The organism is Nostoc sp. JL33 (genome assembly GCF_017114985.1).
Lineage (GTDB): Bacteria > Cyanobacteriota > Cyanobacteriia > Cyanobacteriales > Nostocaceae > Nostoc.
On the sequence record NZ_JABXKP010000042.1, the window covers coordinates 19,152 to 38,732 of the forward strand.

A 19,581-nucleotide genomic window follows, 5' to 3' on the forward strand; every position below is an offset into this window, starting at 1 on the left:
CTACGAAGGTGATACAAAATACTCATATGATTTATGATTTTTCCCTCATAGTGTAAGGATTACAGATAATGCACGTTCTAAAAAGATCCATCAAACCAGCAACCTATATATCGTTTCTCCACATTTACCAAACTACTTGGGGGACTGCTGGTGATATTTGTTTAATCCGTGAATCTGTAGCTAATGATAGTACAGCGAAGTTTGTCGGTCACAAAATCGAGCTAGCAATTCCAAAAGGGTTAGAGCGCGATCGCATCGCCAACTGTCCGATCATCAAAGTTGCAGGTAATGTCGGTGACGGACATCCTAAAGAACACCCGTTGGAATGGGAGGCTTATGAGGGTGTAAATGAAGAAATAGCTTTAGCGGCTCTCAAACCTTGGGGCTTCAAGTTAATTGAACTTTAATGTGGCAATCTGACAAGCTCAACTCGCTTTCGTTCTTCTGAAACTATTTTTTCCCCTAGCGCCATCAGACATTGGCTCAAATGGAAAAATTCATCTAATAGACATAGGAGTGAAATTAATTATGCGTTGCCCGAAATCCTTGGTAGGCATAATTTATAAATTGTATCTACGTTATTTTTACTCCTATGTCTAATCTACTAAACCAGGTTTCTAAATCCGCGTAGTTTACCGCCTTCGGCATCGCCTGAAAATCCAACAATGCTTCACCGAGATTTTCTAATTCTTCTAATTAGTTCCAGGCGGGTGAGTCAAGCCTTCAGTTAAGCTACTTTCAGCTTAAGTTGACACCAATGAGCTTTTTCTGTGCCCCTACTAGACAAAACGCACACTAATCACAATTGGTATGCGTCTGCGGTTAGGTTTTAAAATTTAAATTGAATTTCTAAGCAACAGCAAATCCCGTATGTTTTCTCACGTTAGGTTCGTGAAATCCTAAAACAATATCTTCTTTAGGGATACCTGCTTGAACGAGTTCATTCGCAATACCATTTTCGGTATTATCGGACTGAATCCAAACTTTACTGTCAATTATTTCGACATGAATTAAACAGCTATGCAGGTGTTGTTTATCGTCCCAGCCCTCGGAAATAATTAGATATTGATCATTTTCTGAGTCAAATGCCGCTCGATTACGGATATTAGCATTTGCATAGGAAATATTGAGATATACTCCAAGTATATTGCGGATTACATTCCGGTAAAGCTCTAGTTTATCCATTTGGTAATCACCTCTTCTTGTGAGTCGAATACAATCAATTTTAAAGTATTGTCTTCTAATAAAATTTTGCCAATTTCTTCTGTAAAAATTTTGATAAATACTGTGTCACGAATTGCTAAATAAAGAATTATTTTTGATTCAATTCGTCGGAGAACTTTTTCGTACAATATGTACTGACCAAGGGCATTTTTAAGGTCTTCTACTTCCGATATGCCGATAAAACTTTTTACTTCTACAGCAATCTTCTTTCCCTGTTTTTCTGCGGCTAACAGTTTCTCGGCTGCTAAATCAATAAATATATCCTTCTTACCAATTTTGAGGCTAAGGGGATCATCCGTAATCTTCCACCCATCTTTGATGAGTGCATTTTTCACACAATCATGATAAATGTCTTTGGCTGGCATTAATTGTGATTTTTCAGTTAATTTTTGAGGCTGGGCATTACCCAGCCGACTGTTTGCTATTTGAAGTTAATCTGCGCTTGTGACATCGATGTGAAAGTTATCAAAGTTAGCGATCGCTTCTTGTAATTTATCCAAAACTTGATCTACAGAAATACTACCTAAGTCTCCAGAAGCGCGGGTACGGATACTCAAGGTGTTGGTTTCCACTTCCTTAGCTCCCACCACTGCCATCACGGGTATTTTTTCTTTCTCTGCATTCCGAATCTGTTTACCCAAGCGATCGCCACTAGTATCAACTTCTGCACGGATGCCCAACGTTCTCATCTTCGCCACCACATTTTTAGCAAAGTCTAGCTGTGTATCACCCACTGGCAGTAATCTAGCTTGCACCGGCGCTAACCACAAAGGGAAATCACCTGCATATTCTTCAATTAAGATCCCAATCAACCTTTCCAGTGAACCAAAAGGCGCACGGTGAATCATCACTGGGCGTTTGCGAACACCATCTTCGGCAACGTACTCCAAATCAAAGCGTTCTGGCAAATTGTAATCTACCTGCACAGTTCCTAATTGCCACTCCCGATCTAGGGCATCACTAAAGATAAAGTCAAGTTTGGGGCCATAAAAAGCCGCTTCTCCAATACCTTCAAAGTGTTCCATCCCCAAGGTTTCAACTGCACGGCGAATTGCACCTTCGGCTTTGTCCCAAACTTCATCAGAACCGATGTACTTATCACTAGCTGGATCGCGGAAACTGAGTCTAGCTTTAAAGTTCTTCAGTTGCAGACTATTAAACACCGACAAAATCAAATCCACCACACTCAGGAATTCGCTATCTAGCTGTTCTGGGGTGACGAACAGGTGAGAATCATCCACAGTAAAACCACGCACCCGCGTTAAACCGCCCAATTCCCCTGATTGTTCGTAGCGGTAAACAGTACCAAATTCCGCCAAGCGCATCGGTAGTTCCCGATAAGAGCGTAACTCACTCTTATATATTTGGATGTGGAAGGGGCAGTTCATCGGCTTCATGACGAAGCCCTGTTCCTGTGCAGCAGCTTCGGAGTTATCTGCCATTAAAGGGAACATATCTTCTTTATATTTCTGCCAGTGGCCAGAGGTTTTAAATAAATCTACTCTGGCAATGTGAGGCGTTACTACAGATAAATAACCCCGTTTTAACTGTTCTTGCTTGAGGAAGTCTTCTAAAGTACTCCGTAACAGAGTGCCTTTGGGTGTCCACAAAGGTAAACCCGGCCCGACTAGATCAGAAAATATAAATAATCCCAGTTCCTTACCTAGTTTTCGGTGATCTCGCCGTAGTGCTTCTTCTTTGCGTCGCTTATATTCAGCGAGTTGTTCTGGACTTTCCCAAGCGGTGGCGTAGATGCGTTGTAATTGGGCTTTAGTTTCATCCCCACGCCAATAAGCGCCAGCAACGCTTTCTAGTTCAATTGCCTTCGGATTTAATTCACTGGTATTTTCCAGATGAGGCCCCCCACACAAATCCCACCATTCATTCCCCAGGTGGTAAATCGTAATTGGTTCCTCTTTAATATCTGCCAGGATTTCTAGCTTGTAAGGTTCGTTAATTCCCTGAATCCGGCGTTCGGCTTCTTCGCGGCTGACTTCTTCTTGAATAACTGCCAACTTGCGATTAATAATCTTTGCCATCTCTTTCTTGATGGCTTTGAGATCATTTTCACTAAATGGTTCTGGATTGTCGAAGTCATAGTAAAAACCGTTTTCAATCCAAGGGCCGATTGTAACTTGCGCCTTGGGGAACAGCTTTTGTACTGCCATTGCCATTACATGGGAAGCAGTGTGGCGAATCTTTTTTAAGTTCTCCGATTCGCTGGTACGCGGTAAATAAATTTTTTCAACTTGTTCTGGCTGTTCTGAGTGTTCTGACTGATTCGATGATTTTAGCGACATTGGCTGCTGAACCATTGGCGAAGTGATTACAAAAGGTGATTTATCTATTTGTAGGCTTATTCAACTATAACGACTTTGATTTTTGCCCTGTAGGCTTCATGTTCCCACTACTGGATTAATTTTTAATCGGGGATAAAGATAAATTTTTTATTGCTTACCTGAGTGTCAATTTCAGGATTCGGTGCTGCATCTACGCCCGTCGTAGACATCGCTAAATTATCTTAATTTAGCAACTCGGTGTCAGATATACCTATAGACGCCTCTCCAAAGGCAGTGTATAAACCCGATATCAAGACTTTATAATGAATTATGTGTTCTTTGTTACATATTTTTACATCCTGAGAATTATGAGAGAAATTAGAAAAATGTTAAGAAAGATAAATAACGTTAATATTAGTAAGCAAGTTTGAAATATGCTTTTAATTTATGTCAGACTCGAATTTACCAGGAACTGAGTTGCTGAAAACGGTTTTAGAACCCCTGCTGGAAGATTTTCAGCAATGGTTTAGGCGATCGCGCCATTTACTCGAAACTGAGCAACTATCATTTATGAGTCACCAAGAGCAATCTGACTTGCTCTGGCGGGTTAAGCAAGCACAGGATGAACTAAACACGGTGAAGATGCTGTTTGCTGCTACTGATAAACAAGTCGGGATTGAAATGGCAACGTTAATGCCTTGGCATGAATTAGTAACAGAATGTTGGAATGTCGCAATGCGCTTTCGTCAAGGGCGTGAAGTCTAAGCAGCTGCGAGCATCTGCTAAATTTCAGCAGACTACTTAGCGATGTCTAATGACAAACAGGTTTGCGTCTACGCAAGACGGTAAAACAATCGTTAAAGAGATAGTAGAAAATTCTTAACAATTGCTTAACATTATTTGGGCTAACAAAATAATGTATCCTATGTTACCGTAAGTAAAATAACGGTTGACAAATAGCTCCATATAAATAGCCCACAAAGAGTGCGTCAACTACTCGTCTTAACTGTGAGCCACAGTATCGGCGAAGCAAAGCGTTACAAAATAAAGTTTTAAAAATTGCTGCCCTGGAGGAAAATCTAATGTTACACCTGCTTTACATTCTTGCTTTTACAATCCTTGCATTTATAGCTGTTGGCAACTTAATTCGTAACCTGATCATGTTCAGTTTTGATCGGGAGCGAACTTACCCAGCGAATTCCTCGCCAATGAATAATCAAGGCAACTATGGTTATTATTCATCAAAAAAACAGTTTGTACCCCATCCAGAGTTATTAGATAACGCGGGTAACTTAATTAAAGAGCCACTTTTGGTAATGCGTTCGATTAACGTTGAAGATGCGCGTCAACATCTCGATGCACTTTACGAAGCATCCCCAGGACATAAAAGAGATAATTCCGAGGAAGGATAACGTAGAGACACGATTAATCGCGTCTGTTAGCAGTTTGGGTGTAAATTATTGTTATTTTTACATCCCTAACCTTTTTTAGCAGAAATTTATTACCATCCTTGAATTCGAGGCGATCGCGTCACTAGGCTGGTAAGTTAACATTGTGTTGTCCACTTGGCGCAGGTTTAAGTTGCTATGAGTGACAAAGAACCCGTTATTGAGTTGGTAAAACATTTACCCCAGGATGTAACCCTAAGAGAAATTGTTCAGAAAATTGAGTTTATTGCAGCTATACGGGAAGGGTTTGACCAGATTGACCAAGGGCAGGGGATTCCAATTGAGCAGGTTGAGCAGATAATGGATACATGGACTACCAAGTAATTCTCTCGCCAAAAGCAGTTGGAGATTTAGAGACTATTATTCGGTACATTGCTTAAGATAATCCTGAAGCTGCCAGAGAGCTTGGTAAGCGGTTATTAGCAAAAACGAAAGAACTAAGCCAATTTCCATTTAAGGGGCAAAAGGTTTCGGAATTTGATGAACCTAACATTCGCCAGTTAATCCTAAAGCCGTATCGCATTATTTATCGGGTTGACGAAGACAAAAAACAGGTGAGCATTGCAAGGTTCTGGCACGCATCAAGATTCAGCCCAGAATTGTAATTGTAAACTTTTACAACAGAACGTATTGACAACGTAAATACATCTTGCCTAGACTATCAGGTATGGATGTGTTTTTCATACTTAGGAACATAAATTAAATAAAATACAAAACTTCATCCTGTATCTAGCTTCCCTCTCCTTTATAAGGAGAGGGATTGAGGGTGAGGTAATCCAGGGACATAAATTGTATGTTATTTAATTCTTATTCCTTAATGGTGTCACCTTCGTTTAGAACGAGGAGAAAGCTTGGATTAATCCCAGCAATCATGACGGCGTAACATTTCAGCAAGCCGTAGAAGCTTTCTTCGATCCGTTTCTAGTGCTGGTTGATGCAAGCCGCAATGATCAGGAACGGGATGCTGTGATTGGCTTGGACAGACGCTGGAATCTTCTGTACGTCGTCTACATTCAGCGTAAAAACGACATGATTCGGATCATCTCCGCTCGGAAAGCGACGCGCAAGGAACATGAATACTATGAAAGCTGAAGTCTTAAAAAAGCGACTCGATAAAAATCGTCCAATGACGACAATCACAATTCGCATTCCCGAAGATGTGATTGAGGATTTGAAGCGAGTAGCACCATTGTTAGGGTTTTCTGGTTATCAGCCATTAGTTCGTGCTTACATCGGCCAAGGACTTAGAGCCGATCTTGAGCGACTTGAAGGTGATACAGTTTCTATATTGATTGCCAGCCTGAAACGGCATGGTGTGAGTGATGAGATAATTCGTGAAGCACTCAACGAAGCTACTGAGCGACACAGCAACAGTTAGTAACGACAGTAAGAGAAAAGCTAAATCCTGTTGTAATTGATGCTCCTAACCAGGAGGTAATTATTTGATGGAAACTCCAACCGCAAACTTAGAAAGAGAGCGATTGCTGAAACTAGCAGAGGAGTATCGTGAAAAGGGTTACGAAGTTTTTTTTCATCCAAATCCAGAAGACTTGCCTGACTTCCTTAATCACTATCGCCCTGACATGATAGTACGTCGGGGAGAAGAAAATGTAGTTATTGAAGTCAAGTCACGCTCCTCACTGAACTCTTCTTCTAATCAATATTTAGGTAATTTAGCTCAAGCGGTAGAAAAACATCCTGGTTGGAGATTTGAATTAGTAATGACCAACCCGGAGGATACAACGTATTCTCCCAAAGCTGAGGCTTCTCTTCAAGAGCATGAAATAGAATCACAGTTGCAAGCAGCAAGGCAACTTACAACGCAACATCCAGAATTAGCTCTCCTATGTTCCTGGCCTTTAGTAGAAGCAACTTTGAGACTTATTGCCCAAAAGGAAAAGCTAAGTTTAGAAAGATTTGATCCACTGTACTTAGTGAAGCAATTAGCAACTGAAGGTGTAATTTCAAAATCTGAGTATCAGTTACTAATGAATTCACTCCCATTACGTAATTCTATTGCTCATGGCTTCAAAACTACACAAATTACGCAAAATTCTGTATATGAATTGATCGAGCTTACAGAGCAGCTCTTGAGAACTCTACACACTGGCGATGAAGTCGGCTAACACTGCGTTGGTTAGAGCGGATGGTAGGCGACAGCTGAATTTCAGGTCATCCTGCCGATCGCACGCACCAAGGATAAAATAGGGAGTAGTGAATTCTCTACTCCCTAGTCGATTTCTAAGGGACTTCCAAATAAAAAAAATATCCAAAAATTTCTTGTGGTGCGGGCATCTTGCCCGCTAATCACCAAGGACGGGCAAGATGCCCATCCCATAAGATGGAATAATTTATTTTTTGGAGTTCCCTAAGCTTCGATAACTACCCGCAAATTGCCCCGTTTTTTCGCAACGCGACAAGCAGTCGTAGTACCAGAACGCTCGAATTCCAAATCGAGAATGGTGGGGCCGACTCGCAAATTATGAAATGACAGGCGATTAATCGATTCTGGCAAAGCGGGGTCGATTATTCGCAAGCAGTTATTTTGAGCATCAGGCACCAAGTTGACCATCATTTGTAGTAGTTGGAAAATACTACCAGTAGCCCAAGCTTGGGGAGTGCAAGCAACTGGATACTGCACAGGGGTATTATCACCGTTCCGTTCGTAGCCGCAGAAAAGTTCTGGAGGACGTTGATAGGGTTGCTGCTCAGTCATGTCGAATAAACCTTGGAATATTTCCAGGGCTTGATCGATTAGACCGAGCGATCGCAATCCCATTGCAATCAGAGCGTTATCATGGGGCCAAACTGAACCAGTGTGATAGCCCATTGGATTGTAAGCAGGTGACAAACTACTCAGAGTCCGAATGCCCCAACCATTAAACATATCTGGTGCCCGCAACCGTTCTGCCACACTATAGGCTCTTTCGTGTGTGAACAGACCCAAATGCAGGCAATGACCAGGATTTGAGCTAATACTGTCTACTGGCTTGCCATCTCCATCCAAAGCTATAGCGCAGAAATCCTGGTCTTCCACCCAAAAATCTTGATTAAAACGAACCTTAAGATTTCTGGCCTCTTCTTGCCAACGATCTGCCAAATCAAGCCGCTTCTTCATCCTAGCTATTTCTGCTAGGCGCATTTTTGCGGCATAGACGTAAGCTTGCACCTCACAGAGGGCAATTGGGCCGTTGGCTAATTCTCCCTTGTGGTCTACGATACAGTCACCAGAATCTTTCCAACCTTGGTTAACAAGACCGCGTTTAGATTTACGGAAGTAACTCAGGTAGCTGGTTTGTTTGCTATTGCGATCGATCCACTCCATTGCTGCTAGAGCATTCGGCCAAAGTTGCTCTAGGAGTTCTTGATCGTGAGTCCAAGCATAATGTTCGGCATAGAGCATCAGCCACAGGGGAGTCGCATCAACTGTACCGTAGTAAGGTGTATGGGGAATTTCTTGACAACGAGCCATTTCTCCTAAACGCAACTCGTGCAAAATCTTACCCGGTTCTTCTTCGCGCCATTCGTCGTCGAGTTTACCTTGGTATGTCGCCAGTAATATCAGGGTTTCTTTGGCGATTTGCGAATTTAACATCAGGGTTTGAGAAGCTGTAATCAGCGAATCTCGCCCAAATAGTGTCGAAAACCACGGCACTCCGGCGGAAACAGTTTTATGCTTACCAAAAGATTGGCGCAACAAATACATATCTTGTTCAGCCCGCTCAATCACTCGATTGAAGGTATTCTTATCTGAGCTAATGCGTGTAATTTGTTGTACCCAGTTTTGCTCCTCCATCAACTCAGCGGCTTTCGCCTGTCCTAAGGTGAAGGCGGCGCTCACAGTTGAACTGGATTGGTTGTTTCTCAACATATTCACTCGGTAGCCCAGCTTTTGAGTTTCGTGAGAAGCCAACTCTAGCTGCCAAACCGCAGTGTAACCCTTGAAAGAGTCTGGTTGCCGATGTTGAAATAGAATCCGGGATTCCATCACCGAGCCATCCAGACCTTGATAGGCGAGTGTTAAGGATTCTTCTCTAGAGGCGAATGGCTCTTTCGGTACAGGCACAACGCCATCGACGACAGAAAATGTTCCTTCCTCAGCCGTCAGTTCCACTAGGCGTAAAAGCCGACCTCGTTTTGCTCTGTCATAACCCCGGACTTCAAATAAATCAACAAAATCTGCATCAAAGCTGATGCTTACTTCAAAATTGACAGTGGTTGTGCTGTAGTTAGATACTTCTATTTCTTCAAATAGTGCCCCATTCAGTACGATTTCGCGACGAATTCCCACAGTTTCGGCTCTTAGGCGTTCGTCGATTCTGGGGTTGGTACACAAAGCTGAGAGTGAAAACCCTTTTTCAGCAGTACTACTGAGGAGTACAGGCGATCGCCCTTCAATTTGCAACTCCAAGCGATTCAGAAATCTCGTATCACAACAAAACAGTCCCATGCTGGTATTCCCATCGTTGAGGGAACAGCCAGAAATATTCCCGATAGTATCTGTGACAAAAAATAAATCATCATCTTTAACCGTCAGTGTCGGTTGTGGTCTTTCACTCACAACACAAGGCCACTCCGGAATAGGTAATTGTTCGGCAGGAATAAAAGTTTTTCCATCCAGGAAAATTTTTTCCGGGGTCATTATCGTATCCGATGTCATTAGCCAAAGTTCCGTGTACAGGTCTATATTTTTGTCGTCTTTTGAGTAGAAGTCTCTTACCCAAGAGGCACAGGGAAAAAAGAAATACCCTGTTGCTTTGGGACAGAGCAACTAAATTTATTTAGCTCGAAAAAAGAAAGATTTGTGTCGAGACACGTAGCACAAACAAAGAACAGCGTATCGTAAAAAGATAGAAGGTGCGGAGTCAGGTCAGTTATCCTGCCCCTGCTTTTAAGTATGGGTTTCTCCTCTGCCCCCATCCTCTCTGCTTCTTGTTCATCCTCACAACTTCCGAAAAAAGCCGCTCTCTAAAACTCGTTTGAGCCATTCTAGCCCAAATAATCCTTACATACTGCTGACAAAATAGCAGCCCTGAAATTTATTAAGCAAATCTTGATAAATCTATATTTTACAAGTCTGAAGTCAAGACTGAAAACTGAGGATTTTGAGATAATTCATTAGTCATTGAACTTTCTCAAGAGACAAGATATATAGTATACTCAGCAAAAATGCGAAATTTAGAGTTTTATTGGGTATAGAGAGCATTTGTTACCTACCATTTTACGATTTGTCTTAAATATCTTTGGTATTGGATTAGACTAATTTATAATAATCAATTAATTGATTAAATTTAAATTATGTGAATGTCGCAGGAATGATCTTTGGGCAAGAAAATTTCTTTACAACGTAGGCAAAGTAGGCGATGTCTACGACGTGCTACTTTGCCTACGCGTGGACTATCAATCAATCATCAGTAGTTATTAGTGAATAAAATAGTTTAAACCAGACAACAATTAGTGTTTTAGTACTTAGTCCTAAAATATTTTACCTGTGCAAGCAAAAGCATAAGTTGTCGAGAATGTATATTGGGCGTAGTAGGTTGTCAATCAACAAATCAAGTTGTACGCACTCCTCCTAGTTGGTAACAAAGTATTGCGCCTGCTTTGGCGAAAAGTGCTTTTTAGCCTTCTTTACATATTGCAACTGTCTATTTAACTTGACAGTCCTTGGAAATTTGTACAATGCAGCTGTGACGTGGATCTTGTCGAGGTTGAGCGTTTAACAATAATTCATGAGCATTTCGACTTCTGTGCTGAGTGATCTGCTAAAGTCCCTACCCTACTTGCGGCCCCAGCTATATTTCAAGGCTTCACTAACGGCACTCTCCCACGCAATGGAAGATCAAGTTTTGGCTGGGACTTTAGTCCAACCCCTTGTAATTGCTAGTTTCCAGCGAGAGCGATTCTACCGCCAAGAAGCTCATCGCTACCAACGACTTGCCTTGCGAAGTAATCAAATATACGTATTATCTGCTCCAGAAACTGATTTCGCCAATAGTTCGGAACACTACGAAAAAGTGGCTTTTGATTCAAAGGATGGCTTAAGTCAAGAGTGGCATTTGGTAGTGATTGCTGACAATTATGCTACTTGTCTGGTTTGCCGGGAAAACCTTGGTTCTATTGCCAAAAATAAGCAACTACCTGAACTAAGCCCTAATCTGGATATAGACACAGCGCGAAGATTTGAGGGCATTTGGACATCGGAAAGGGGAGTTAGCCTGAAAGCCGCCGAATTGCTGTTAGACAGGATTTCGGTTTATAGACCAGAACTGGTAAGTAAAATTGAGGAGGCACGTCAGAGGTTTGGCATCGGGAAGCCGCGAAACCACTCTGGAGCAGAACAGGTCAACGAATATGCTTGTGACATCGATACAGACCCCTTTGTGCAACGCTTAGTAACTTACTTGCAAGCTAGCCAGTACAAATTGCACAAAGCCTACCGTTCAATTGCTGTTCAAGCACGAAAAGAACAATTAGTCAACTCGATTAGCACTGCGATTCGGCGATCGCTCGATCCTCGTGAAGTTCTGCAAGTGGCGGCACAAGAATTAGGACAACATCTAGAAGCTTGTCGCTGTTTAATTTACCGCGCTCAAGCCACAGATACCCAAGCGATAATTGAACACGAGTTTTTGAATCCTGGAGTTTTATCTGTTCGTGGGCAAACCTGGGAGTTAGAGAAAAATTCCCTATTTCGGGACATAGTGGAACAAGGCGAAGGCGTTTGTGTGAGCGATACGCTGAGTGAACCTCGCGTTACCAATTCGCCAGGACTCTCGATGATCGCCAAAAAGTTTGCGATTCGTTCTTGGCTAATAGAACCAGTATTCTATCAAGGGCGATTATTGGGCATTGTGGAGTTGCACTATTGCCGGATGCCACCGCATGAGTGCCAACCTGGGGAACTGGATCTGGTAGAAGCGATCGCCACCCAAGTAGGAGCTGCTCTCATCCAAGCAGAAGCTTACGCCAACCTAGAAGAACTTAACCAGCAGCTAGAAGCCCTAGACCGCACCCGCAGCAACCTTATAGCCATCACCGGGCACGAACTGCGTACCCCCCTATCCACAATTCAAGTCTGCCTAGAAAGCCTCGCTAGTGAGCCGGATATGCCCTTGGAGTTGCAGCAGATCATGCTCAACACTGCTCTTTCCGACTCAGAGCGGATGCGAAAACTGGTACAAGATTTCCTCACACTTTCCAACTTGGAAAGCGGCCGCGTGGAATGGCATCCAGAATCCCTCACCTTACAAGAGTGTGTGGATTTAGCACTCAGCCGAAATCGCACGCGTTCCTCAACCGAAAAACCGCCCCAAATCAAGACTAAAATTCCCGAAAGCTTACCTCTGATAAGAGCTGACGGTGATTGGCTAGTAGAGGTACTGGCAAAACTCATGGACAATGCTTTTAAATTTACGCCACCCCAAGGAGAAATTACGATTAAAGCGATTTACAACAGCCGTCAAATGGTCGAGGTGACTGTAGCTGACACTGGACGCGGCATTGAACCGAATCGTTTAGAAGTAGTTTTTGACCGCTTCTATCAAGAAGAGGGAGCGCTACGCCGCACCACTGGCGGGACTGGACTTGGTTTAGCAATTTGCCGTCAAATTGTTAATGGCTGGGGTGGGGAAATTTGGGCAGAGTCAACTGGCAAAGACCAGGGTAGTCAGTTTCACTTCACCATCCCGATTGTTCAGAGTAGCCACGAGGAAAAGCGGACAAAAGTCAAGAGTAAATAGAAATAGGTATTGGGCATGGGGGATTAGTTTTTAACAAATGACAAAGGAGAAAGGACAAATGACTAAAAACTGTTACAGTCTATGACGCGATCGCAATATGATCCTGGTTGCGGTGTTAGGATTCCCTAAAAACGTTGAGAGAATCACTTATGGCAGAAACACTCTCTGGACAAACCCCCCTATACGGTGGCAGCACCGGTGGCTTGCTCAGAAAAGCAGAAGTCGAAGAAAAGTACGCTATCACCTGGACTAGCCCGAAAGAGCAAGTTTTTGAATTGCCTACAGGTGGTGCTGCTACTATGCGGAAAGGTGAAAACCTGCTGTATATAGCTCGTAAAGAATATGGAATCTTTTTGGGCGGTCAACAACTCCGGAAACTCAAAATTACAGACTACAAAATTTACCGGATTTTACCCAACGGAGAAACCACTTTACTTCACCCAGCTGATGGTGTCTTCCCCGAAAAGGTTACCGAAGGCCGTGACAAAGTGCGTTATGTAGACCGCCGGATCGGACAAAACCCCAGTCCCTCTAAAGTTAAGTTTAGCGGTGTTACTACCTACGACGCTCCATAATTAGCTGTTAGTAGCTAATGGGTAATTAGTAATGGGTAAATGGTAAGAAAAACAATTACCCATTACCCATTACCAATTACCAATTACCTTTGAAAAATAATGATGTTTCCGGATTTCTCCCAGTTTTGCACCCTAGTGCAACAAGGCAACTTCGTCCCGGTATATCAAGAATGGGTAGCGGACTTAGATACGCCCGTATCTGCTTGGTATAAAGTATGTGCAGGTCAGCCCTACAGCTTTTTGTTGGAATCGATAGAAGGCGGGGAAAAGCTGGGACGCTATAGTTTAGTGGGCTGTGATCCGCTTTGGGTTTTGGAAGCAAGGGGCGATCGCACGACTCAGAAAAACCGTGACGGTTCACAGGTCGTTTTTGCAGGCGACCCTTTTGCAGCTTTAGCCGAATGTTTAGCACCTTTTCACCCAGTTAAGTTACCACAGTTACCGCCAGGAATTGGCGGTTTGTTTGGGTTTTGGGGCTATGAATTGATTCGCTGGATTGAGCCGCGTGTGCCAATTTATCCACAAGATGAGCGGAATATCCCTGATGGGTTGTGGATGCAGGTAGACCACCTATTGATTTTTGACCAGGTGAAGCGGAAAATTTGGGCGATCGCTTATGCTGATTTACGTGATCCGAAAGTAGATATCAAAGCAGCATATCAACAAGCGTGCGATCGCGTCACCCAAATGCTGGAAAAGCTATCTCTACCGCTATCACCGCAAAAAACCAGATTGGAATGGAAACCGCTCGGAAGTCTCGTATCTAAAGAAGCAGAGGAATACACCAGCAACTTCACCCGTCCTGATTTTTGCGCCAGTGTCCAAAAAGCAAAAGCTCACATTAAAGCAGGGGATATTTTCCAAGTAGTAATTTCCCAGCGACTATCAACAACATACACAGGCGACCCATTTGCCCTTTACCGCTCCCTACGTCAGATTAATCCTTCGCCTTACATGGCTTACTTCAACTTCCAAGATTGGCAGATTATCGGTTCCAGTCCGGAAGTGATGGTGAAAGCGGAAACCGATTCCGATGGTGGAGTGATAGCAACAGTACGCCCAATTGCCGGGACGCGTCCACGGGGTAAAACTACCCAGGAAGATGCAGCCTTTGCGAAGGATTTACTCGAAGATCCCAAGGAAATTGCCGAACACGTAATGCTTGTGGATTTAGGACGGAATGATTTGGGGCGTGTTTGCCAAAGTGGTAGCGTCAAAGTTGATGAATTAATGGTAGTTGAGCGCTACTCCCATGTGATGCATATTGTCAGCAATGTTGTGGGTAAATTAGCAGTTGGTAAAACAGCATGGGATTTATTGAAAGCTTGCTTCCCAGCCGGTACGGTAAGTGGCGCACCCAAGATTAAGGCGATGGAAATTATCCACGAGTTAGAGTCTAGTCGTCGGGGAGTTTATTCCGGTGTGTATGGATATTATGATTTTGAAGGGCAATTAAATACTGCGATCGCAATTCGCACAATGGTAGTCCATGATAATACGGTGAGCGTGCAAGCTGGTGCCGGTTTGGTGGCTGATTCTGAGCCAGAGAAAGAATACGAAGAGACGCTGAATAAAGCTAGAGGTCTATTAGAGGCGATTCGTTGTTTGCGTTGAACTAGGGAGTGGGGACTAGCGCTCTTATATTACTCTCGTTAAAAGAGCGCTAGTCTACTTATAGCAATTTTATTTGATTTGTAATAATTGCAACAAGCAGCTCCCCGACTTCTCTAAGAAGTCGGGGAGCTGCTTGTTCACGAATGATTAAGTAGGGCTATGGTTACTTTCGCCAATTAATAGCACACTGGTTTTGGTTGTTTAATTGTAAAACCGGGCTTGATATAAGCACAGTAACAGTTCGATTTGCTGTATGAGAATCCAGTCCAGATTTTAAAAGTTGATATACCAGTATCCTTCTATTTTGAATTACATAGGTTTTACTTTGAACTGCAAGATGTTTAGAAACAATTTCTGCTACTTCTAAGCCCACGTATCCACAATACCGTGACAAATTGGGAAGCTTTATAAATCCAATCAACATCAAACTTTTTCCAAAGCTAAACAGAGTTTTTTAGACAAGAGTGAAAACTGAAAAGAAGTCCTGGTATCCAAATCCAAGACCTCAGTTGAAGTTACTACACACTAGAAATGAACAAACTTGTTCATCCCAATTGGCTGAAGTAAATCGTCCAAAGAATTCCAGTTACTCCAATGGCAATTAAAAGGTTAGTGAAAAATCTGCCGAATTCAATTTCTTGTCCCAGTCCCTTGTCGTCTTGACCGACTGTGAAAAACAATGACCAGGCTTGATTTGCATTGACAATCTCAAAGTTATTGAAATCAGGTCTAAAAACAACGGTCCCAATTAAATCTTTTTTGGGGTAATCAAAATCAGTTTTCATAGTTTCTCTCTAAATTGTTTTGTTTGTCAAATAAGGAAAATTCCTAAATCTGAAGTGTCTTATCTAAAGGCTGGTTAGCCATCCAATCAAACCGTGTCCGGTGAAAACTTCCAAAGCGATGAGTCAGACAAAACCAATCATTGCCAAACGCCCATTCAATTTTTCGGCATATTCGGTGAAGCCTGTCCGTGGGGTTTAATCAACATAAACCTTCGGTTCAATCGCAAATCTGTTGAGTTGACCGCGTTCGTTAATCGTAAAGCCCCTATTTGTCATCTTTTACTCCCTGTTTTTGTTATCTGTAAATGAATATTAACTATTGTAAATATTTTTTACAAGTGCTTGACATAAAGATAAAGGTAGTGAAATCCGTACTAAGCAAGTAGGGTATTTTGGATTTCTGCGAGAAAATAGGCATCGCAATATACCGATTCTTACCTGAATTCTGGCTTCTGATTTTGCAATAAGCGGAAGTATTGCAGCCAACTGAGAACCGCTATGGTTCAATTAAGGATTGTTTACGGAAGTTTGATGCGTGTAGAGATGTGCGATGTCTATGCTCGATTAAGTGAATATGCACAAAAGCATCAATTGCGTTTAATCTGACTTCAGGAAAACTTATAACTCCTATAAACAGAAGTTATCAGTGTATAACTGAGAGAGTATTGCTTATTTGTAACGAAATTGTTATGTTTCTTTACATAAAGATATAAAGCAAGATAAATGCGTTAAACCACTGTTGATCAAGGCTTTGTAAATAACTAAGTACTTAAGCCTGCAATCTGCTTTGCCGAGTATCCAAACTCAACGGCAACAAAATCGCTATGCCTTTTGGTAAAGCGATGTCTACGACGAGCTACGCATACGCAAAGACTGCTGAGTGCCTTTGTTAACAGCTAAACGCATTTCCCCTCCGTCTTTACACATTTGATTTTCAGATTCGATAGAACCGTAATTTTCTTTTGGGAATTTCTGCTATGTCTTTTACCATCCAGTCGGCTCAAAGTATTTTTCCCGGCACCCTAATTGCTGACGTTGTTCCAACTGTTGTCGAATCATTCTCTCAGCTCAATGCTGAAGATCAACTAGCATTACTCTGGTTTGCCTATACCGAGATGGGTAGAAGTATTACGGTTGCTGCTCCTGGGGCAGCCAACATGATCCTGGCGCAAGGCTTACTCGAACAAATTAAGCAGATGCCTTTTGAGGCTCAAACGCAAGTCATGTACGATTTGGCTAATCGTGCTGACACTCCCCTGTGCCGTTCCTATGCATCCTTCACTGTCAACATCAAGTTGGGCTTCTGGTATCAGTTAGGAGAATGGATGGCTCAGGGAATCGTTGCTCCGATCCCAGAAGGTTACAAGCTTTCTCCGAAAGCTGCCGATGTGTTGCAAGCCATCCGCAATGCTGATTCCGGTCAACAAATCACCATCCTACGCAATACCGTAATTAGCATGGGATTTGACCCGAACGCTCCCGGTAGTTACAAAAAAGTCTCAGAGCCGGTGTCCCCTCCCACTGCACCAGCGTTTCGGACTAAAGTCACCATCGAGGGCATTAACAATGCTACGGTGCTGGGCTATATCAACAACATGAATGCCAATGACTTTGATGCTGCGGTTGCTCTGTTTCGTTCTGAAGGTGCCTTGCAACCTCCCTTTGAAAGACCGATTGTTGGTCAAGAGGCAATCCGCGCTTATATGCGTGAAGAATGCCAGGGTCTGAAGATGATACCAGAGCGCGGTGTATCTGAGCCAGTGGAAGATGGCTATACACAAGTTAAAGTCACAGGTAAAGTTCAAAGCCCTTGGTTCGGTGCCAGTGTGGGGATGAATATTGCATGGCGGTTTTTGCTAGATCCCCAAGGGAAAGTCTTCTTTGTAGCGATTGACTTGCTTGCTTCTCCTAAAGAACTGCTCAACCTAGCACGTAAGTAGAGCGCTAGATTAGTCGCCGCTTAAGCTTGGATGAGTGAAGCAGCCGCAGCTACGTCCGTCGTAGACATCGCCACTCATCCACGCTTCTTTGGGATATTCGTCCTGCGATCGCCAAAAGGTAGTTGAAAAATCTAGCTAAAAGCCTTGAAAAGCATATCTGTCATTTAGGCTTTTCTATGAATGCGTAAGTTTTATTTACTTGTTAATATTTAAATAACAATACCTCTTTGGATAGAGTTACAAGTTTTTCTATCTACCGATAGTAATAGATTATTAATGACTTTTTTCAATTCCTCTGAGCCACTCCTACGTGAAAAACAGCAAGAGCTAGATTTTCAAGATATTCAAGGTCTAGTGTGTCTAAACTACCAAATTGGAAATTTTACCCTCTTTTCAAAGTTTTATACTCAGGTAGATCAAGCATTTATTCTCTGGGGACTAATTTCATCTGGGATTTTCGTAACCGCCCAGTTTCTACCCATTAGTTGGAGTAGCCAAGCGATTTTGTGGTCAGTGCTTACCTTATTCGGTTCAGTCGGCATGGTAAGTTTAACTTGGTTTTGGGCAACTGTAGAACAGCTACGCTGGGTTGTTTATTGCTGGGCGATTTTAATCCTAGTGGGTTTAATCCTGACTGATCTGAGCATTTTTTTGGGATGGGGAGAGGTCTTGATTCGTCTATGTCCACTGTGGTTAGGATTAAGTGCCATCGGCTACCTTTGCACGGGGGTAGGAATGCGTTCACGCACATTTGTTCTGATGGGGTTTATTCATTTGCTAGGAATCTTAGTTTTACCCTACTGCGGTGTCATGCAGTTTCTCTCAACCGGGCTAATTATAAGCGTTAGTTTACTGTTACTAGCGGAATTACAGTGGGATATGCAATCCTCAAGTGATTACAACGAATTAACACCAGAACAAAAGCAGTTCAACCAAGCACAGTCCCAACGTCGTCAAATGAGCAACTAACAATTCAAAAATAAACAATTAAAATATTACTTTAGATAGGCTTGTATAACGAATATAGCTCTCTCCCTTGGCTACTTAGTATTCCTACCCTAGAGTGAGGGTTTTCACCCAACTGTTAGCTATTCTTATAAATGAAAACAAACAACATTGTATGGGTGTTATGCCGCTGTGACCCATTATCAGACATCGAAGGAGAGCGATCGCAGATGTTTGAACAGTGTAAATCAATCAAAGGCGAACAGTGTAAATCAATCAAAGGCATTGACGGTGTGGAGTTTTTATCGCTTCCTCCACTTTATTATCACCAAGGGAAGGTTAAATTCTTCATCAGAGCGGTCTAAGGTGGTAAACGCATTGTGTCTTTTAAATTGCAACTTAATTATGACGATCTAATCTCCTTAATTCATTTTGAAGTAAGGAGATTTGACTATGACAGCTACTGCAACTATCTGTTAGCTGGCGTTTGTGTGTCAAAATATTCACGCCAACGACTAATTTTACCATCCCTGAAATCTAGGACAATTACATCATCAGCTTTATTACGACGACCTGTCGCCTTTTCCGTATCTTCGTAGTGCCATTCTACTGCTGCCTGATTTGCTCCAACGATAATCCGGTGGATGTCTATATTGACATCTGAATACTGTTGTTTAAAATGGGTAACTTCTTCTCGAATTCTTTCTTGCCCCCGCCAGGATTGACCAGGTACGATTAGTTCCCCATCAACTGTAAATAACTGTGCAAGAGCATCGACATCTTGAGCAACCCATGCATCTTTAGCTTTTTCTATTAATATCTGAATATCTTCTTGGTTCATAGACTCACTGGCAAATAAAGGTGTGCTAAAAGTTAAGCTAACAAATATAGTTCCTAATACTAGCCATCGAGACAACCAAAGCATCTAGATTTTTCTACCCTCTAAATTATCAAGGCATAGAGCATTAGTAAGATTTAACCTCGCTCTTGCAAAAAATTAGGTTTTGATTGGATGCAGAATGTCTGTAG

Annotated in this window: 18 protein-coding genes and 3 pseudogenes; 14 read left to right on the forward strand and 7 right to left on the reverse strand. The window is 42.5% G+C overall.

Annotated features, from left to right (window positions below):
• Positions 1-68 precede the first annotated feature (68 nt).
• Positions 69-407: a hypothetical protein gene (locus tag HWQ23_RS11165; RefSeq protein WP_292827813.1), complete on the forward strand. Its 339-nt coding sequence runs from the start codon at positions 69-71 to the stop codon at positions 405-407.
• A gap of 442 nt (positions 408-849) precedes the next feature.
• Here HWQ23_RS11165 and HWQ23_RS11170 read toward each other — a convergent pair whose 3' ends face one another.
• From HWQ23_RS11170 to thrS, 3 genes are all read right to left on the reverse strand, one after another.
• Complete coding sequence (locus HWQ23_RS11170; RefSeq protein ID WP_292827816.1) at positions 850-1,185, reverse strand: XisI protein; 336 nt, start codon at positions 1,183-1,185, stop codon at positions 850-852.
• Positions 1,173-1,589 (reverse strand): XisH family protein, encoded by a 417-nt coding sequence (locus HWQ23_RS11175; RefSeq protein ID WP_292827818.1) that lies wholly within the window; start codon positions 1,587-1,589, stop codon positions 1,173-1,175. Before HWQ23_RS11175 ends, HWQ23_RS11170 begins: the two co-directional genes overlap by 13 nt.
• 66 nt (positions 1,590-1,655) lie before the next feature.
• On the reverse strand, positions 1,656-3,539 hold the full coding sequence (thrS, locus tag HWQ23_RS11180) for a threonine--tRNA ligase (RefSeq protein WP_292827820.1): 1,884 nt from the start codon (positions 3,537-3,539) through the stop codon (positions 1,656-1,658).
• Positions 3,540-3,950: 411 nt separating this feature from the next.
• Between thrS and HWQ23_RS11185 the strand changes: the two genes are divergently transcribed.
• The 7 genes and pseudogenes from HWQ23_RS11185 to HWQ23_RS11210 all read left to right on the forward strand — a co-directional run bounded on the left by HWQ23_RS11185 (position 3,951) and on the right by HWQ23_RS11210 (position 7,077).
• Positions 3,951-4,268 carry a DUF2605 domain-containing protein gene (locus HWQ23_RS11185; RefSeq protein ID WP_292827822.1) on the forward strand — a complete coding sequence of 106 codons (318 nt, stop codon included), beginning with the start codon at positions 3,951-3,953 and terminating at the stop codon, positions 4,266-4,268.
• Positions 4,269-4,585: 317 nt separating this feature from the next.
• Positions 4,586-4,915 (forward strand): DUF2973 domain-containing protein, encoded by a 330-nt coding sequence (locus tag HWQ23_RS11190; RefSeq protein WP_292827824.1) that lies wholly within the window; start codon positions 4,586-4,588, stop codon positions 4,913-4,915.
• Positions 4,916-5,089: 174 nt separating this feature from the next.
• Entirely contained in the window at positions 5,090-5,275 is a 186-nt protein-coding gene (locus HWQ23_RS11195; protein WP_292827827.1) for a hypothetical protein, read from the forward strand.
• A gap of 68 nt (positions 5,276-5,343) precedes the next feature.
• Positions 5,344-5,556, forward strand: a pseudogene (locus tag HWQ23_RS33440) (type II toxin-antitoxin system RelE/ParE family toxin); the annotation flags it as partial.
• Positions 5,557-5,800: 244 nt separating this feature from the next.
• A pseudogene (locus tag HWQ23_RS11200) lies at positions 5,801-6,043 on the forward strand (BrnT family toxin); the annotation flags it as partial.
• Positions 6,033-6,329 carry a hypothetical protein gene (locus tag HWQ23_RS11205; protein WP_292827831.1) on the forward strand — a complete coding sequence of 99 codons (297 nt, stop codon included), beginning with the start codon at positions 6,033-6,035 and terminating at the stop codon, positions 6,327-6,329. The pseudogene HWQ23_RS11200 and the gene HWQ23_RS11205, both read left to right, overlap by 11 nt.
• A gap of 67 nt (positions 6,330-6,396) precedes the next feature.
• Complete coding sequence (locus HWQ23_RS11210; RefSeq protein ID WP_292827833.1) at positions 6,397-7,077, forward strand: hypothetical protein; 681 nt, start codon at positions 6,397-6,399, stop codon at positions 7,075-7,077.
• Between the two features lie 242 nt (positions 7,078-7,319).
• On the opposite strand, the gene HWQ23_RS11215 is transcribed toward HWQ23_RS11210, so the two are convergent.
• Entirely contained in the window at positions 7,320-9,611 is a 2,292-nt protein-coding gene (locus tag HWQ23_RS11215) for an amylo-alpha-1,6-glucosidase (RefSeq protein WP_292827835.1), read from the reverse strand.
• A 1,072-nt stretch (positions 9,612-10,683) separates the two neighbouring features.
• Here HWQ23_RS11215 and HWQ23_RS11220 point away from each other — a divergent pair.
• The 3 genes from HWQ23_RS11220 (at position 10,684) to trpE (ending at position 14,882) form a co-directional block, all read left to right on the forward strand.
• The gene (locus HWQ23_RS11220) at positions 10,684-12,693 is read left to right on the forward strand and encodes a DICT sensory domain-containing protein (RefSeq protein WP_292827837.1); all 2,010 of its coding nucleotides are present in this window, start codon (positions 10,684-10,686) and stop codon (positions 12,691-12,693) included.
• A gap of 149 nt (positions 12,694-12,842) precedes the next feature.
• The gene (locus HWQ23_RS11225; protein ID WP_292827840.1) at positions 12,843-13,268 is read left to right on the forward strand and encodes a photosystem I reaction center subunit II PsaD; all 426 of its coding nucleotides are present in this window, start codon (positions 12,843-12,845) and stop codon (positions 13,266-13,268) included.
• A gap of 99 nt (positions 13,269-13,367) precedes the next feature.
• On the forward strand, positions 13,368-14,882 hold the full coding sequence (gene trpE, locus HWQ23_RS11230) for an anthranilate synthase component I (protein ID WP_292827843.1): 1,515 nt from the start codon (positions 13,368-13,370) through the stop codon (positions 14,880-14,882).
• Positions 14,883-15,427: 545 nt separating this feature from the next.
• Here the strand turns inward: trpE and HWQ23_RS11235 are convergent.
• Both HWQ23_RS11235 and HWQ23_RS11240 read right to left on the reverse strand, forming a co-directional pair.
• A complete protein-coding gene (locus HWQ23_RS11235) occupies positions 15,428-15,667 on the reverse strand; it encodes a hypothetical protein (protein ID WP_292827846.1) in 240 nt (79 codons plus the stop codon).
• Positions 15,668-15,793: 126 nt separating this feature from the next.
• A pseudogene (locus HWQ23_RS11240) lies at positions 15,794-15,943 on the reverse strand (high light inducible protein); the annotation flags it as partial.
• Positions 15,944-16,644: 701 nt separating this feature from the next.
• On the opposite strand from HWQ23_RS11240, the gene HWQ23_RS11245 reads away from it, so the two are divergent.
• The 3 genes from HWQ23_RS11245 (at position 16,645) to HWQ23_RS11255 (ending at position 18,917) form a co-directional block, all read left to right on the forward strand.
• Positions 16,645-17,607, forward strand: a complete 963-nt coding sequence (locus tag HWQ23_RS11245) for an orange carotenoid protein N-terminal domain-containing protein (protein WP_292827849.1) — start codon at positions 16,645-16,647, stop codon at positions 17,605-17,607.
• A gap of 276 nt (positions 17,608-17,883) precedes the next feature.
• The gene (locus HWQ23_RS11250; RefSeq protein ID WP_292827851.1) at positions 17,884-18,576 is read left to right on the forward strand and encodes a hypothetical protein; all 693 of its coding nucleotides are present in this window, start codon (positions 17,884-17,886) and stop codon (positions 18,574-18,576) included.
• Between the two features lie 131 nt (positions 18,577-18,707).
• Positions 18,708-18,917, forward strand: coding sequence for a hypothetical protein (locus HWQ23_RS11255; RefSeq protein WP_292827853.1), 210 nt, complete (start codon positions 18,708-18,710; stop codon positions 18,915-18,917).
• Between the two features lie 104 nt (positions 18,918-19,021).
• On the opposite strand, the gene HWQ23_RS11260 is transcribed toward HWQ23_RS11255, so the two are convergent.
• Positions 19,022-19,477 (reverse strand): nuclear transport factor 2 family protein, encoded by a 456-nt coding sequence (locus tag HWQ23_RS11260; RefSeq protein WP_292827856.1) that lies wholly within the window; start codon positions 19,475-19,477, stop codon positions 19,022-19,024.
• Positions 19,478-19,581: the final 104 nt, after the last annotated feature.

Coding starts and splice junctions, on each gene's coding strand:
- HWQ23_RS11165 (WP_292827813.1), top strand. CDS start 69: ATGCACGTTCTAAAAAGATCCATCAAACCAGCAACCTATATATCGTTT.
- HWQ23_RS11170 (WP_292827816.1), bottom strand. CDS start 1,185: ATGGATAAACTAGAGCTTTACCGGAATGTAATCCGCAATATACTTGGA.
- HWQ23_RS11175 (WP_292827818.1), bottom strand. CDS start 1,589: ATGCCAGCCAAAGACATTTATCATGATTGTGTGAAAAATGCACTCATC.
- thrS (WP_292827820.1), bottom strand. CDS start 3,539: ATGGTTCAGCAGCCAATGTCGCTAAAATCATCGAATCAGTCAGAACAC.
- HWQ23_RS11185 (WP_292827822.1), top strand. CDS start 3,951: ATGTCAGACTCGAATTTACCAGGAACTGAGTTGCTGAAAACGGTTTTA.
- HWQ23_RS11190 (WP_292827824.1), top strand. CDS start 4,586: ATGTTACACCTGCTTTACATTCTTGCTTTTACAATCCTTGCATTTATA.
- HWQ23_RS11195 (WP_292827827.1), top strand. CDS start 5,090: ATGAGTGACAAAGAACCCGTTATTGAGTTGGTAAAACATTTACCCCAG.
- HWQ23_RS11205 (WP_292827831.1), top strand. CDS start 6,033: ATGAAAGCTGAAGTCTTAAAAAAGCGACTCGATAAAAATCGTCCAATG.
- HWQ23_RS11210 (WP_292827833.1), top strand. CDS start 6,397: ATGGAAACTCCAACCGCAAACTTAGAAAGAGAGCGATTGCTGAAACTA.
- HWQ23_RS11215 (WP_292827835.1), bottom strand. CDS start 9,611: ATGACATCGGATACGATAATGACCCCGGAAAAAATTTTCCTGGATGGA.
- HWQ23_RS11220 (WP_292827837.1), top strand. CDS start 10,684: ATGAGCATTTCGACTTCTGTGCTGAGTGATCTGCTAAAGTCCCTACCC.
- HWQ23_RS11225 (WP_292827840.1), top strand. CDS start 12,843: ATGGCAGAAACACTCTCTGGACAAACCCCCCTATACGGTGGCAGCACC.
- trpE (WP_292827843.1), top strand. CDS start 13,368: ATGATGTTTCCGGATTTCTCCCAGTTTTGCACCCTAGTGCAACAAGGC.
- HWQ23_RS11235 (WP_292827846.1), bottom strand. CDS start 15,667: ATGAAAACTGATTTTGATTACCCCAAAAAAGATTTAATTGGGACCGTT.
- HWQ23_RS11245 (WP_292827849.1), top strand. CDS start 16,645: ATGTCTTTTACCATCCAGTCGGCTCAAAGTATTTTTCCCGGCACCCTA.
- HWQ23_RS11250 (WP_292827851.1), top strand. CDS start 17,884: ATGACTTTTTTCAATTCCTCTGAGCCACTCCTACGTGAAAAACAGCAA.
- HWQ23_RS11255 (WP_292827853.1), top strand. CDS start 18,708: ATGAAAACAAACAACATTGTATGGGTGTTATGCCGCTGTGACCCATTA.
- HWQ23_RS11260 (WP_292827856.1), bottom strand. CDS start 19,477: ATGCTTTGGTTGTCTCGATGGCTAGTATTAGGAACTATATTTGTTAGC.